Origin of the sequence: Marinobacter alkalisoli (assembly GCF_045449855.1) — a bacterium.
In the GTDB taxonomy this organism is placed as follows: Bacteria; Pseudomonadota; Gammaproteobacteria; order Pseudomonadales; family Oleiphilaceae; genus Marinobacter.
The window spans coordinates 1-14,205 of sequence record NZ_JBJJLC010000020.1 but is presented as its reverse complement, the minus strand read 5'-3'; the positions used below and the strand labels follow the sequence as shown (position 1 = coordinate 14,205).

Genomic DNA, 14,205 nt, shown 5'->3' with positions numbered 1-14,205 from the left:
CCGCGGAAGATCAGGATTCAGAGACCGGCACCACCACAACCTTGTTCCGCCCCTGGGCCTTGGCTATGTAACATCCCTCATCGGCACGGGCCACCACTTCGCGAGGCCCGGCGTCCCTCGGCGACAGTCCGGTCAGGCCGATACAGGTGGTGACCCCGAATGAGCGTCCGTCCTGTTCGATACGAAGGGCCTCGACACCGGCCCGGATTTTCTCTGCCAACACCTCGGCACGCTCCAGTCCACAGGCCGGCAGGATAATCCCGAACTCATCGCCACCCAGACGCGCCACCGTATCCGACTGGCGCACGGAGTCCTTGAGCAGGTCGGCCAGTCGTTTCAGCAGGTCATCCCCAAGCAGATGCCCGCCTTCGTCATTGACCGGCTTGAAGTGGTCCAGATCAATCAGCATCAACACACTGGCCGAGGCCTGCTCATCAACCTGGCTCAGGCATTTCACCAGCGATGCGTTGAACGCCCGCCGATTCAGCAACTGGGTCAGGCTATCGTGGGTGGCCTCCCAGGACAGCCGCTCTTCCTGACGCCGGCGCTCGCTGTCGTCCCTGAGAACAAACACCAGCCGTTCATTCTCGTGCCCCTTGCGCAGGTGCAACATCGTGAGATCGATATCAAAGAGCTGTCCCCTGGCATTACGAAGGGTCACATACAGGTTCTCAAAGGCTTCGCCCGTGAGAAAGTCCGGGGCTTGCCACTGACGCGTCTCATCCTCGATCACCACGCGCTCGAAGAAGTTATGGCTCTCGCAGTTTTCCCCGTTTCCTATAAAGCCACAGGCGGCCCTGTTGGCGTAGCGGATAAGACCACCGGTGTCGACCATCAGAACCCCTTCCTGCAACACTGCAAGAATACTGTCGGCCCGCTGCTGCTCTTCACGCAGCGCTTCTTCCACTTCCAGCTCCCGGGTGATATCCCTCACCACCGTGATGGTACCCAGGGACTTCTCGGGCGTGTCTATGGAAGCGGTCATCACATCTGCCCACACCGACTCTCCGGAGGCACCATGTTTCAGGCGGAAGCGGCCACGAAACACTTCGTGGTTGAGCAAAGCAGAATACCATTCGCGCAGGGCCTCTTCCCGGTCATCCTCATGGACAGCCGCGATCAGGTATTTGTGGAGCAGGCCGTTGTCCTCGCTGCCGGTAATCTTTTCAAACGTCGGGTTTACGAACTCGATTCGCCCGAGAACATCGGTCTGGACGATGCCGATCGGGGCACTCTGGGTCAGCGAACGAAAAAACGCTTCCCGCTCGGCCAGTGATGACAGCACCTCATCCCGCTCTTCCATCACCGTATTGAACGTTTCCGCCACCTGCCGGATCTCCCGCACCCCGGACACATCCACTGGCGTGGTGCGAACCCCCAGATGCCTTTCGGTAATCTGGTACCCCAGCACTTTCATCGGTGCCATCAACCGGCGGAACACCACAAAGGCAAACGGCGCGAGGATAACGATCACCGTCATCAGCACCCACAGCAGGTTATCCACCAGGCGCCCGGCAGCGGCATAGGCTTCTTTTGCCGGCCAGACCGCAGCCACAAACCACGGCACTTCGGTCATCTGGCGTACTGCCATAATGGTCTGGTCACCCGCGCCGTTGTTCGACTCCAGTACGCCTTCCACGCCAGACATTGACTGCTGGACAGCCTGGTTATCGGCCGGCACCGGCTCCATCACCGCCCCGGTCCGGCCGTGGGCAAGGGTGATACCTCCTCGTGTGGCCACAGCAATATAACCGGACTTGCCAATACGCACCTGGCTAACATCCCCCATGAAGTTGTCCGCTTCCAGCAGGATGGCGCCACCGATCATGCCGATGAAGCGGCCGTTGTGGTCAAAGATCGGTGCGGTAATCATGACCGCCGGCGCATCCTGGTAAAAGGACCGAAAGGGATGACTGATCACTGGCGTCAGCTGTTCGAATGTTCTTCTGAAATACTCCCGGCCACTGACATCCTGGCCCTTCTGGGAATAGGTCTCCGGATACTCTGCAAGAACCCTCCCGCCGGCATCAATGAGGTAGAACGCATCGAACAGGTGACGCAAGGCGATCTCCCTGCGGATCAGGGTACTGGCCCGGAACTTCAGGACATCTGCGCTCATGGTCATGTCCCCGGCGATTTCCGCCAGGATCTCGCGTCGCTTGGACAGTTTATCGTCCAGATCCTGCGCCACCAGGTCGGCGAATGTGACCACTTCGGCCTTGGCCTGCGCTTCCAGTTCGTCACGGCTCATCAACGTACCCGCAATGGTGACCACGATCGCCGACAGCAGGATCACCAGAATTACAAAGGCAACGGCACGATTTACCAGACTGCCAAACCAGCGTTTGATCAACACAGCAGCGTGACTCCGGACATACAGAAACAAGACAGCCTGTTCTGAAATAGGCAGTTAGGCACAGGTTAGTACAAGAATGTTGAGGTCAACGATATAACCACAGGATTTTAGCAGACCCCGCGTTGCATCTCAGGTTACGGAACTTGAAATTTTAGTGATAATCGTTATTATTTAGATCTATTTTTCAGTATTGAGGCAAAACCATGTCTGAACTTCCACTCGCCAACGCCCCCGATACCCTGGCAACGCCGCTCAGTCAGCTGATCGACATGGGTGGGCCGGTGATGATGGTTTTGCTTGCGCTGGCCGTTGCCGGGGTCATCACTTTTGTCTATCTGATGCTGTTCGGCACCTTTTATACCCCCCGGCTGACCGGGAAACTTAAAAATGCGATTACCATTTGGCAACAAAACCCGTCCGATCGGGCCCCGGCACGACTTCGTGAACAGGCCACCCTGTGGTCACGACTGAACCCCCTGCACCACCTGCTGACCAATACGATGGAAAGTCAGCTGGCCGGCACCAATCCCCAGCAGATCCGGGAAACCACGGCCAGGGACGCCCAACAGGCCCTGGAACCTTTTGAAGCCCCGCTGAAAATCATTGAAGTCATTGCGGCACTCGCACCGTTGCTGGGCCTTCTGGGCACGGTGCTTGGCATGATGGAGGCCTTCAGCGCCATGGCCGCCACCGAAGGCCGAGCCAACGCCAGCCAACTCAGCGGCGGTATCTATGAAGCACTGACCACCACCGCTGCCGGCCTGGTGGTCGCCATCCCCTTCGCCGCCCTGGCAGCCTGGATCGAGTTCCGCCTGCGTCGGATCCACAAAACGGTCAACGGCGCCCTGGTCAGCGTGCTGGCTGTCGATCTGGAAAGCCAACAGGACGCCGTGCTTTCTCCCGTCAAGCCGGCCCCGGAATCCACCGTCCACAAACCTGCGCAATCCGCCCGCGAAGTCACCACCGAGTCCCAGAGCCATCTTGCCCATGCAACTGGTTGATCCGAGGCCAAGCCGCCCCCTCCCGATCCGGATTACCCCGCTGATCGATGTGGTGTTCATCCTGCTGGTGTTTTTCATGCTCACCAGCAGGCTGCTGCCTGTGGACTACCTTGAGTTGTCCAACCAGACCGGCAATACCAGCCCGACCACCGGTGATCCGATCCCGGAAGTACACGTGCTGGCCGATGGGCGCCTGGAGTGGAAAGAACAAAGCCTGCCGCTATCGGAGCTGTTACCCGAACTGACATCCGGGGGCATCGAAGAGGTGAATGTCAGTACCGCGCCAGACACCGGGCTGAGACACTTCACCCGCACCCTGAGCAGCCTTGAGGATCAGGGCATTACTGCGCACTGGAAACGGACCCCGACATCCGGGAGCCGCCCGTGACCCATCTGGTTCCACCGCCGTCGACTTCCGGCAAATCCCTTATGGAGCGTGTGGAAGACGCTCTGCTGCCGCTGATCAACCTGGTGTTTCTGCTGCTCATGTTCTTTATCGTCGCCGGGCAACTGGCGGACACCCCCTTGCCAGACTTGCCGGCAACAGCTCAGGCGCAGGGCCAACAGCCACCTCACGCAGATCTTATGGTCTCGGCAGACAAAGGCTGGCACATTGATGGCGAAACCCTCTCCAGGGAAGCTTTGCCCGGCAGATTGCCCGCACCGGACGAGTCCAGCCCACTGAAAATTGCGGCCGGTGAAAATGTTTCCATGTCGGATCTCGAAGAGCTGTTCCAGTTGCTGGAAGACAACGGCTATACCGACGTTATCCTGCTGACGGAGCCCGCATCGTAATGACCGCAAGCAGCAAGATAAGGGCGCTGTTTCTGGTCATGGCGGTCCTGATCACGGTCATCGCGGTGGTTATTGCCGCGCCCCAGGACGTGCCCAACCTGAAACCTCTCGGGGAGTCCGCCGTCAATACCGCTCCGGCCATGAAAATCAGCCTCGCCGGCGCGCCCCGCAACGAAGCCCCCGAGGTGGAGCCTGTGGAACAGCCAACTGAACCCGAACCAGAGCCAGAGCCAGAGCCAGAGCCAGAGCCAGAGCCAGAGCCAGAGCCAGAGCCAGAGCCAGAAATCGTGCCAGAACCTGAACCGGAGCCGCAACCCGAGCCAGAGCCCGAACCGGAGCCGGAGCCCGCGAAAAAGCCGGTCACAGAGAAAGTGGAAGAGGTAGACCTACCCGAAGCGGAAGAACGCTCCGAAGAGACCACAGAAGAAACCGCCAGTGACACCAGCGATGCCCAGCAGGTTGAACTCAGCGCCGGTGATTCCTCCGACGTGGATGACTACCTGACAAAGCTGAGCCGACACCTGAGCCGATACTATGACTATCCGCGCAGAGCCCGCCGCCTGGGGCAGGAAGGCGTACCGGTGATTATTTTTGAGTTCGACCGCGACGGCACCCTGCTGGACCATTCCCTGAAGGACTCCTCCGGCCACAACCTGCTGGACGATGCAGCCATGGATATGCTGGCGCAGGCGGCACCACTGCCCGAGGTGCCTGACGCCATGACCGGCGACCGCTTTACCTACGCCCTTCCGGTTCGATTCCGTTTACGCTGAACCAGCCGCCAATTTCCAGGCATCGCCACCCCGACCGGGCAATTTGTTGCCCGGCCAGCAATCGCTCGCCTGATCGGAAGCAAGCTTTTGCCCCGCCAACGGATGCGCAATCACTCAACATAGTCTTACATGCTGTTTTTTAAGGATTTATTGATTCTGGCACAGCACTTGTACTGGTATGGACCGTCCAGGGAAGACCCCGGGGACATTTATTCATTCACACGTCATGGAGCATGACTATGCCAACTCCTTGTTATATCAGCATCGAAGGCCAGACTCAGGGCAACATCACCGCCGGCGCATTCACTTCCGATTCCGTAGGCAACATCTACGTTGAAGGTCACGAAGACGAAGTGCTGGTTCAGGAATTCAGCCACGTTGTAACCGTTCCGACTGATCCCCAGTCCGGCCAGCCTTCCGGTCAGCGTGTTCACAAGCCGTTCAAGTTCACCTCCGCTCTGAACAAGGCTACCCCGCTGATGTACAACGCCCTGGCTTCCGGCGAAATGCTGCCGAAGGTAGAGCTGAAGTGGTACCGCACCTCTGTTGAGGGCAAACAGGAACACTTCTTCTCCACCATCCTGGAAGATGCCACCATCATCGACATCGATTGCAACATGCCTCACTGCCAGGATGCGGACAACGCTGACTTCACCCAGCTTGTTCAGGTATCCCTGTCCTACCGCAAGGTAACCTGGGAGCACGCCGTTGCAGGCACTTCCGGTGCGGACGACTGGCGCTCACCGATCGAAGGCTGATCGGATACCTGACACCGCCACAACAACGGCCAGCTCATGCTGGCCGTTGTTGTTTTTACCACCGCCTAAATTGCGGGTATGATCGGATCTGAACCACCAGCCCCTTCGAATCCCATGGCTAAACCAGATTCATGATGCCCGAACGCAACACCGCACGCGCCATTGGCCAGTTGATGTGCCACACCACCCGGGAAATCCTCTGGGCTCCGGCAAAACAGTGGGTAAACCAGCATTCCACGAATGGCGCCCTGTTATGTCGGGTTGGCTCCGGCCAAGCCACCTATCACCGGTACGATCCCCGCACCCGGCAACATCAGATTACCTATGGTGTTCGCATGATCATGGCCAAACAGCAGGCCGAGACCGCCATGGGCTGGCTTTCAACCCGGGAAATCCAGCGGCGGGGGTATTTTGGTGGCGAGCTGACTACCCTGAACCTGCTGGCCCACACCTGTTGCCATGAGTTTGCCCACCTGCTGCAACACAGCGCCGGCAAACGTTTTCACGGTTCGGTACACAACCATCACTTCTATGACATTCTCGACCAGCTTCATGCCAGTGGTGGAGCCGGGGCCGCGCGGAGTTACCTGGCCGATCAGGCCCGGAGGCAGGGGCTTGAACTGCCTCACGATCCGTTCGACATCCTCCCGCCGCAACAACTGACGGCCAGTTGGCAGGTAGGCGATGCGGTCCATTTCGGCAGCGGCCGCCATCAGCACCAGGGCGAAATCATCCGGGTCAACCGGAAGACCTGTACCGTGGCAGGGACGGGCCCCTCACGCGGGCTTCGTTACCGGGTGCCAGTATCATTACTGAGTAGACCGGGCCGTTAACCGGCGTGCTCCCCGACCCGGGTTCTGGGCGAGTCGGCACTGTGTTTGTCGACCAGTCCCCTTAACTCCGGCAGGCAAGAGCCACAACCGGTACCGCATTGCAGCTCCTCGCCCAATCGCTCAACACTGGTGGCGCCAGCCTCAATGGCCCGGCAGATCTGCTTCTCCCCGACCTGGTAACAACTGCAAACCAGTGCGCCAATATCCTCGGTGTCGACGGCTCGGGCTGCAAGCAGGCAGCGACGAGTTGCTTCGTCCAGTTCCGGCCGGGTAAAACAGTCGGCAAGCCAGTCCACCGGGGGCAGAAGCGTTGGGTCCCGCTCCACCATCAACACCGCCTCCAGCTTACCCTGCGACAGTCGGGCGGCCCTGAAACGGCCCTGACGCTCGTCCTGCATCACCAATTGTGGCGTTCCCCCAAGCCATTCCTGCACCATGGCTGGCCAGTCCACGTTCGCGCGCCCGGCCAGCCACCAGCTCACGCATGCCTCCAGCGGCTGCATAGCCCAATAATCAGCCCGCCAGCGCCGGGGCCGGTTCTTGCGCACCAATAACCGGCCATGCCACCGTGCCGGCCAGCGCGTCAGCCTGGCACGACCATGCTTGGCTTCCGGTTGGCCGGAAACCGGGTCAACAATACTGCTGGTCAGGGCGGTGGCCAGCCCATCCCCGGTGAACTGCCGGTTCCAGTGAATCGGCAGGAAAACCTCACCTTGCCGTTGCCCCGGATTGATATGAACCCGGCCGACAAAATGCCCATGGTCACCCTCCAGTGTGGCCAGTCCATTCTCTTCAACGCCCAGCGCCCTGGCATCCTTCGGGTGAACATCCATGAAGGGCTCGGAGCGATGGGCAAGCAGCCGGGAGGCCAACGCGGTCCGGGTCATGGTGTGCCACTGGTCACGAATCCGCCCGGTATTGATGATCATCGGGAACTCGGCGTCAGGCGACTGCTCCGGCAATCGCGTTTCCACCGGCACCAGCCTGGCGCGGCCGTCGGCAGTCGCGAACAGACCGTCGGTGAACAGCCTGCTGGTGCCAGCGTCGGCGTGGCTGGTCACCGGCCACTGGGTCGGCGCCAGGGCGTCATAGGCTTCATCATTCAGGTCCGTCAGCCCGGAAATATCAAAGGCCCGTTCTCCCCGGTTCTCAAATCCGGAGAGTGCCGCATGTTCGCGGAAGATATCCGCCGGGCCGTCGTAATCGAAGAATTCCCGATAACCCAGGCGGCCTGCCACCGCAGAAAGAATCCACCAGTCAGGCTTTGCCTCTCCCGCCGGGGGCAGGAACCGGCGCTGTCGGGAAATGCGTCGTTCCGAGTTGGTCACCGTACCGTCTTTTTCACCCCAGCCCACGGCGGGCAGCAAAATATTGGCGTATTCCGTGGTGTCGGTGTGTTGCGTGCAGTCAGACACGATCACCGTGGGGCATTGGGTCAGCGCCCGGCGAATCCGCCCGGATTCCGGAAGGCTCACCGCCGGGTTGGTGGCCAGCACCCACAAGACTTTGATGTCACCCCGCTCCACCGCATCAAACAGGTCAACGGCCTTGAGACCGGGCCCATCAGCAACGGAATCACAGCGCCAGAAACGGGCCACACGATCCTTTGCGCCCGGAGTGTCATAATCCATGTGGGCGGCGAGGGTGTTCGCCAGGCCGCCCACTTCCCGACCACCCATGGCGTTGGGCTGACCGGTCAGGGAGAAGGGGCAGGCCCCGGGCTTGCCAATGCGGCCGGTCGCCAGGTGGCAGTTGATGATGGTGTTGCACTTGTCCGTACCGGCAACGGACTGGTTGATCCCCTGGGAGAATGCCGTCACCGTCCGCTGCTCTTCGGCAAACCAGCGATAGAAGGTCTCCACATCCTCCTGGGGCAGGTCACAGGCCTCGGCCACCGCCGCCGGTGTGGGTGCGGCCGCCCGGGCGGCGGCCAGCGTCTGTTGGAATCCGTGGCAATGATCGGCAACAAAGGCCTCATCAATCGCCCCGGCTGCCGCCAGCCATACCAGCAGCCCGTTGAACAGGATGGTGTCGGTTCCGGGTTTCAGGGCCAGGTGAAGGTCCGCCAGCTCACTGGTGGCGGTCTGCCGGGGATCGATCACCACCACCTTCCGGCCCGCCCGGGCGGAAGCTTTCATGCGCTGGTACAACACCGGATGTGCCCAGGCCGCGTTACTGCCGGCAAGGACCAGCAGATCCGCCAGTTCAATATCCTCGTAACAGCCGGGCACCAGATCGCCACCAAAGGCCCGTTTGTGGGCCGCTACCGCCGATGACATGCAAAGCCGGGAGTTGGTGTCCACGTTCGGGGTGCCGATAAACCCTTTGGCCAGTTTGTTGGCCACGTAATAATCCTCGGTCAGCAGCTGGCCCGAGAGGTAGAAGGCAACCGAGGCAGGGCCGTGTGTCTCTACGGACGTTCTGATCGCGTCAGCCACCGTATCAATCGCCTCCGGCCAGGCCACGGTGGCGCCATCCACTTTGGGCGCCAGCAGACGGCCGTCGTCGCCGAGAGTTTCTCCCAGGCTGGCACCCTTGACGCACAGGCGCCCGCCATTCGCCGGGTGACTGTCATCGCCGGTGATTTCCGGCTCTCCGGCACCCGAAGCCACTACACCGCAACCCACCCCGCAATAAGGGCAGGTCGTTTTTGTTCCGTTTTCGTGATCACTCAGAGGCACCAACATGTCTGCTCCACCGGAGAAAGCGCAACAAAAAAGCCCGGCAGGGTTCCGGCCGTGATGGTCTCGGAATCCTGGCGGGCTTCATTGCCTGGGTCTGTTCAACTCTTTCTGTCTGGAAAGAACCTTTAGTAAACCTGAAGCAAATCGGAGGCCAGCCTCGCAAAGTGCCTGATAACCAACGAATCGTGGAATGGAGTTACGGCCCACGGCCACAGAACCAGCCACATTCTGGTGCACGACGGGCGTTCTATGCACAGGCGCGAGGCAATACCCGGGTATCACGGGGCCGTGACAGATGCCCCTGCTGTCGCCTAACTGACTGTTTTTCCCATTACTGGCCATCCATGGCAGATAAATTGCTCCACTCTGGTCACAAACGTCCGGAAGCGGACCCCAGACCAATCGCAATACCGCGGTATCCCTGTTATTCCGCGCAACGAATATTGAGGAAACGTCATGCAGTCATCAGAGTCTTTGCGAATTCTACTGATCGACAACAATCCGGAGCGGGCCAGCAAGGTGTGTGCGGCCCTGACCCACAGCGGCCACGAAGTGATCCGCCAGCGTCCCGACGCAACTGGGCTGACGGCCGCCGTCGCCCGTGACCAGCCGGACATGGTCATCATTGACATGGATTCACCGGATCGGGACACCCTGGAGAACATGAGCACGCTGAATGATCACGCGCCCCGCCCCATCGTCTTTTCTGCGGACGAACCCGGAGACCGCGCCACCATTCAGGCCGCAGTCCGCGCTGGCGTCAGCGCCTACGTGGTCGACGGCATCAAGCCCCAGAGCGTGCGCTCGATCATTGATTCCGCCATCGCCCAGTTCGAATCCTTCCAGGCCTTGCGGACGGAACTGGCGGAAACCCGCGGAGCACTGGAAGATCGTAAATTCATCGAGAAGGCCAAGGGCCTGATCATGAAACACGAAAACTGCGATGAAGATGCCGCGTTCCAGATGCTGCGTTCGGCAGCCATGGACCACAGCGAACGACTGCCGGACATGGCCCGACGGATCATCACCCTGCTGGAACGGCAAACGACCAGGCCCGCGGTCAGGCAGGCGTCCTGACCCAACACGGGGGAATTGATCCCATGGCCATTCCCACGCCCATCCGTGGTCGTACGGTTTTTCACCTCAGGCTCGGATTTGTTCCACTGCTCGACAGCGCGCCCCTGATCATGGCCCAGGAAATGGGCCTGTTCGAGGCCGAGGGCCTGAGGGTCGAACTGGTTCGCGAAAGTTCCTGGGCCTCGCTCCGGGACAAAGTCAGTTTTGGCCTGCTCGAAGGCGGGCATATGCTCGCCCCCATGCCCCTGAGCATGTCCCTGGCCACCGACCGCCCAAGGGTACCGGTGACAACCAGTATGGTGCTGAGCCGCAATGGCAACGGCATAACCCTGGGCAACGATCTGTTTGAGCGGATTGTTCTGTCCGGCGTTGATCTCGGGCAGCCTATCGAAACCGCCCGTGCATTAACGCAGCTGGCGAGAAAACGCCAGAAACCCATCCGGCTGGCCTCGGTTGCCCCGTGGTCGAGCCATGACCTGCAACTCCGTGACTGGCTCGATTCCGCCGGCGCCGTCAACGGCGAGGATTTCCATATTATCCCGGTGTCACCGGTCCAGATGATGGACGCCCTGCTGAGCGGCGCCATTGAAGGCTGCTGTGTCGGCGAACCCTGGAACAGCGTGCTTGAGAGCCGGGAACTGGGTCGCATTTTGCACTCCGGGCACCAGATCTGGCAGAACGCCCCCGAAAAGGTCATGGGACTCCGGGCCGACTGGGCCGAACAGCACCAGGAAATGCACCGCCACCTGATCCGGGCGCTTCTGGCCTCCTGTCGCTGGCTGGACAGCCCGAACAATCATGCCATGCTGGCACGGATCCTCGCCCGCCCGGAGTACCTCGGTGAGTACTTCGATCGCAACATCGGCGAACAGTTTCCCATGCACCCGGCAGGTGACAACAGTCCGTTTCACCCCCAACTGCACCAGCATTTTTTCCGCAACTCGGCAAACTTCCCCTGGCTTTCACAGGCCCACTGGCTGGCCACACGCCTGATCGCCCATCAACAACAGCTGTCACAGATCGATACGGCCTCGATACAGCGCATCTTCCGCCCCGATGTGTTCCGCGACGCTGCAGGATCCCTGGGCATTGATACCCCGGTTATCGACAGTAAAACCGAGGGCAGGCATCCGAGGCCGTTCACCATGAACGGTCAGTTCGGTCCAGTGGATGTCTCCAGCGATTCCCTGCTTGGAGAACAGATTCACGACTGGCAGTCCGCCCCGACCGTGCCCGCAAACGAAGCCTGACGCACCAAAACCGGACCGACCCACCGGACCAACCGCTCTCGCCAATCGAAAGAAACGAACAAAAAGCCTTTGAATTCAGTCTAATAAAAACCTGGCACACCCCCTGCAAACACATCTACAGATAACATTTTTCCGATAACCAACCAGGTTTCCCGGGCATCGACGCCTGTTTCCCATCAGTGGGGAGCGGGCGTTTTTTGTTTGGGGAAAAGCAAACTGCGGGAGAGACTCATGAAGCTAAAGACACTGGCAATCTCACTACTGATACTGAGCGGAACCGGCACGGTTCAGGCCGACATCGGTCCGGCGGAGAAGCCGGACCTGAAGCTGGGCTTTATCAAACTCACCGACATGGCGCCGCTGGCCGTTGCCTGGGAACAGGGCTTCTTTATGGACGAGGGCCTGTTTGTGGAACTGGAAGCCCAGGCCAACTGGAAAGTCCTGCTTGATGGCGTCGTGACCGGTTCACTGGACGGTGCCCACATGCTGGCCGGCCAGCCACTGGGGGCCACCATCGGCTACGGCACCCAGGCCGACATTATCACCGCCTTCAGCATGGACCTGAACGGCAACGGCATCACCGTCTCCAACGATGTCTGGGAACAGATGCGCCCGCACATCGGCGATAACGACAGTGGCAAGCCGACGCATCCGATCAGTGCATCCGCCCTCAAGCCGGTCATTGAGCAATACCGTAACGAAGGCGAGCGCTTTCGCATGGGCATGGTGTTCCCGGTGTCCACCCACAACTATGAATTGCGTTACTGGCTCGCCGCCGGTGGCCTGAACCCCGGCTACTACGCGCCCCAGCGTGGTGATACCAGCGGCACGCTGGAAGCAGACGTTCACCTGTCAGTGACGCCGCCGCCCCAGATGCCCGCCACCATGGAAGCCGGCACCATCCAGGGCTACTGCGTCGGCGAACCCTGGAATCAGCAAGCGGTGTTCAAGGGTATCGGCGTACCGGTGATCACCGACTACGAGATCTGGCCCAACAACCCGGAAAAAGTATTCGGGGTGACTGAAGCCTGGGCCGAGCAATACCCCAACACCCACCTGCGCCTGCTGCGTGCGCTGATTCGTGCAGCCCACTGGCTGGATGACAACGACAACGCCAATCGCGCCGAAGCCGTGAAAATCCTCGCCCGCTCCAGCTATGTCGGCGCCGATGAGGAAGTCATCGCCAACTCCATGACCGGCACCTTCGAGTACGAGAAAGGCGACGTGCGTGAGGTGCCTGACTTCAACGTGTTCTTCCGTCACTACGCCACTTACCCATACCCCTCGGACGCCATCTGGTACCTGAGCCAGATGCGTCGCTGGGGACAGATTCCGGAACCCAAGTCCGACGACTGGTACATGGAAACCGCCGCCAAGGTCTACCGTGCCGACATCTATAAGGAAGCCGCCCGCTCACTGATCGAGGATGGCACCCTCAGCGCCGAAGACTTCCCGGACCTGGACGCCGAAAACTTCGCCCGTCCCTACCAGGGTGAGCTGATTGACGGCGTCGCCTTCACGCCAAAGAAGCCGAACGATTACATCGACAGTTTCGACATCGGCCTGAAAGGGTCGCAAACCCCTTAACCACGTGACTGTCAGGAGAGAACCCATGACCACACTCAGCCAGACCGACCAGACACCGGAGGCCCCTCGCTGGCTCCGGGCACTGGCCGACAAACTGTCCCCACGCAACCTGGCCGAAGCCGGTCGCCAGTTGCTGCTTCCGGTTATCGGCATCCTGCTGTTCCTGGGGTTCTGGCACCTCGCCGCGCCGCAGGTGCAGACCTCCCTGGGTGCCTTTCCGGGCCCTGCGGCGGTTCTCGAACAGTCGGGCCAGCTCTGGCAGGAGCACAGCGACCAGCGGGAACGTGCGACACAGTTCGTGACCATGCAGGAGCAGCGCAACGAACGCATTCTGGCCGAGAATCCGGAGGCGGAAGTCAGGATTCGTTCCTATCCGGGCGCTCCCACGTTCTTTGATCAGATCGCCACCAGTCTCGGTACCGTGCTTGCCGGCTTCCTGTTGGCAACCTTGATCGCAGTGCCCATGGGCATTGTGATCGGGCTCAATCGTCACTTTTCGGCGGCGATGAACCCATTGATCCAGATCTTCAAACCGGTGTCTCCGCTGGCCTGGCTGCCCCTGGTCACCATGGTGGTCTCCGCCACCTACGTCAGTGACGATCCGATGTTCGAGAAATCGTTTCTGACGTCGATGATCACCGTCACGCTGTGCAGCCTGTGGCCGACCCTGATCAACACCAGTGTCGGCGTGGCTGCGGTCAATCCCGACCTGCTGAATGTGTCGAAGGTGTTGCGGCTGTCGTTCTGGACCCATGTCCGCAAGGTGGTGTTGCCGTCCTCGATTCCGATGATCTTCACCGGCCTGCGGGTCTCCCTGGGCATTGCCTGGATGGTGCTGATCGCCGCTGAGATGCTGGCCCAGAGCCCGGGGCTGGGGAAGTTTGTCTGGGATGAGTTCCAGAACGGCAGCAGTCAGTCGTTGAGCCGGATCATGGTGGCGGTGCTCGCCATCGGCTTTATCGGGTTCCTGCTGGACCGGATCATGCTGCTGGTTCAGAAGAGGGTTGCCTGGAATGAGTAACTTCTTGCTATGGAGCATGCCGCCCCGGGTGGAGATGATCTCCCGGGACACGCTGTGAATACGTCCATGT

12 protein-coding genes are annotated in these 14,205 nt (G+C 60.3%); 10 read left to right on the top strand and 2 right to left on the bottom strand.

Annotation, left to right across the window (positions count from 1 at the left end; translation table 11 throughout):
- Positions 1 to 10: 10 nt before the first annotated feature.
- Positions 11 to 2,356, bottom strand: a complete 2,346-nt coding sequence (locus ACJO5Y_RS09460; protein ID WP_406986606.1) for a sensor domain-containing diguanylate cyclase — start codon at positions 2,354 to 2,356, stop codon at positions 11 to 13.
- Between the two features lie 203 nt (positions 2,357 to 2,559).
- On the opposite strand from ACJO5Y_RS09460, the gene ACJO5Y_RS09455 reads away from it, so the two are divergent.
- From ACJO5Y_RS09455 to ACJO5Y_RS09430, 6 genes are all read left to right on the top strand, one after another.
- Entirely contained in the window at positions 2,560 to 3,357 is a 798-nt protein-coding gene (locus tag ACJO5Y_RS09455) for a MotA/TolQ/ExbB proton channel family protein (protein ID WP_406986603.1), read from the top strand.
- Positions 3,344 to 3,745 (top strand): ExbD/TolR family protein, encoded by a 402-nt coding sequence (locus ACJO5Y_RS09450; RefSeq protein WP_406986601.1) that lies wholly within the window; start codon positions 3,344 to 3,346, stop codon positions 3,743 to 3,745. The genes ACJO5Y_RS09455 and ACJO5Y_RS09450 overlap by 14 nt, the downstream gene beginning before the upstream one ends.
- Positions 3,742 to 4,152, top strand: a complete 411-nt coding sequence (locus ACJO5Y_RS09445) for an ExbD/TolR family protein (protein ID WP_406986598.1) — start codon at positions 3,742 to 3,744, stop codon at positions 4,150 to 4,152. The genes ACJO5Y_RS09450 and ACJO5Y_RS09445 overlap by 4 nt, the downstream gene beginning before the upstream one ends.
- Entirely contained in the window at positions 4,152 to 4,925 is a 774-nt protein-coding gene (locus ACJO5Y_RS09440; protein WP_406986596.1) for an energy transducer TonB, read from the top strand. The genes ACJO5Y_RS09445 and ACJO5Y_RS09440 overlap by 1 nt, the downstream gene beginning before the upstream one ends.
- Positions 4,926 to 5,164: 239 nt before the next feature.
- Positions 5,165 to 5,683, top strand: a complete 519-nt coding sequence (locus ACJO5Y_RS09435) for an Hcp family type VI secretion system effector (protein WP_406986594.1) — start codon at positions 5,165 to 5,167, stop codon at positions 5,681 to 5,683.
- 134 nt (positions 5,684 to 5,817) lie between these two features.
- Positions 5,818 to 6,516: a hypothetical protein gene (locus tag ACJO5Y_RS09430; RefSeq protein ID WP_406986592.1), complete on the top strand. Its 699-nt coding sequence runs from the start codon at positions 5,818 to 5,820 to the stop codon at positions 6,514 to 6,516.
- On the opposite strand, the gene ACJO5Y_RS09425 is transcribed toward ACJO5Y_RS09430, so the two are convergent.
- The gene (locus ACJO5Y_RS09425; RefSeq protein WP_406986589.1) at positions 6,513 to 9,203 is read right to left on the bottom strand and encodes a nitrate reductase; all 2,691 of its coding nucleotides are present in this window, start codon (positions 9,201 to 9,203) and stop codon (positions 6,513 to 6,515) included. The two genes, ACJO5Y_RS09430 and ACJO5Y_RS09425, sit on opposite strands and share 4 nt — an antisense overlap.
- 453 nt (positions 9,204 to 9,656) lie before the next feature.
- Here ACJO5Y_RS09425 and ACJO5Y_RS09420 point away from each other — a divergent pair, with 453 nt between their 5' ends.
- From ACJO5Y_RS09420 to ACJO5Y_RS09405, 4 genes are all read left to right on the top strand, one after another.
- Positions 9,657 to 10,277 (top strand): ANTAR domain-containing response regulator, encoded by a 621-nt coding sequence (locus tag ACJO5Y_RS09420; RefSeq protein WP_406986586.1) that lies wholly within the window; start codon positions 9,657 to 9,659, stop codon positions 10,275 to 10,277.
- 23 nt (positions 10,278 to 10,300) lie between these two features.
- Complete coding sequence (locus ACJO5Y_RS09415) at positions 10,301 to 11,527, top strand: CmpA/NrtA family ABC transporter substrate-binding protein (protein WP_406986583.1); 1,227 nt, start codon at positions 10,301 to 10,303, stop codon at positions 11,525 to 11,527.
- A gap of 231 nt (positions 11,528 to 11,758) precedes the next feature.
- Positions 11,759 to 13,114, top strand: coding sequence for a CmpA/NrtA family ABC transporter substrate-binding protein (locus ACJO5Y_RS09410; protein WP_406986580.1), 1,356 nt, complete (start codon positions 11,759 to 11,761; stop codon positions 13,112 to 13,114).
- A 25-nt stretch (positions 13,115 to 13,139) separates the two neighbouring features.
- Entirely contained in the window at positions 13,140 to 14,135 is a 996-nt protein-coding gene (locus ACJO5Y_RS09405) for an ABC transporter permease (RefSeq protein ID WP_406986578.1), read from the top strand.
- Positions 14,136 to 14,205 lie beyond the last annotated feature (70 nt).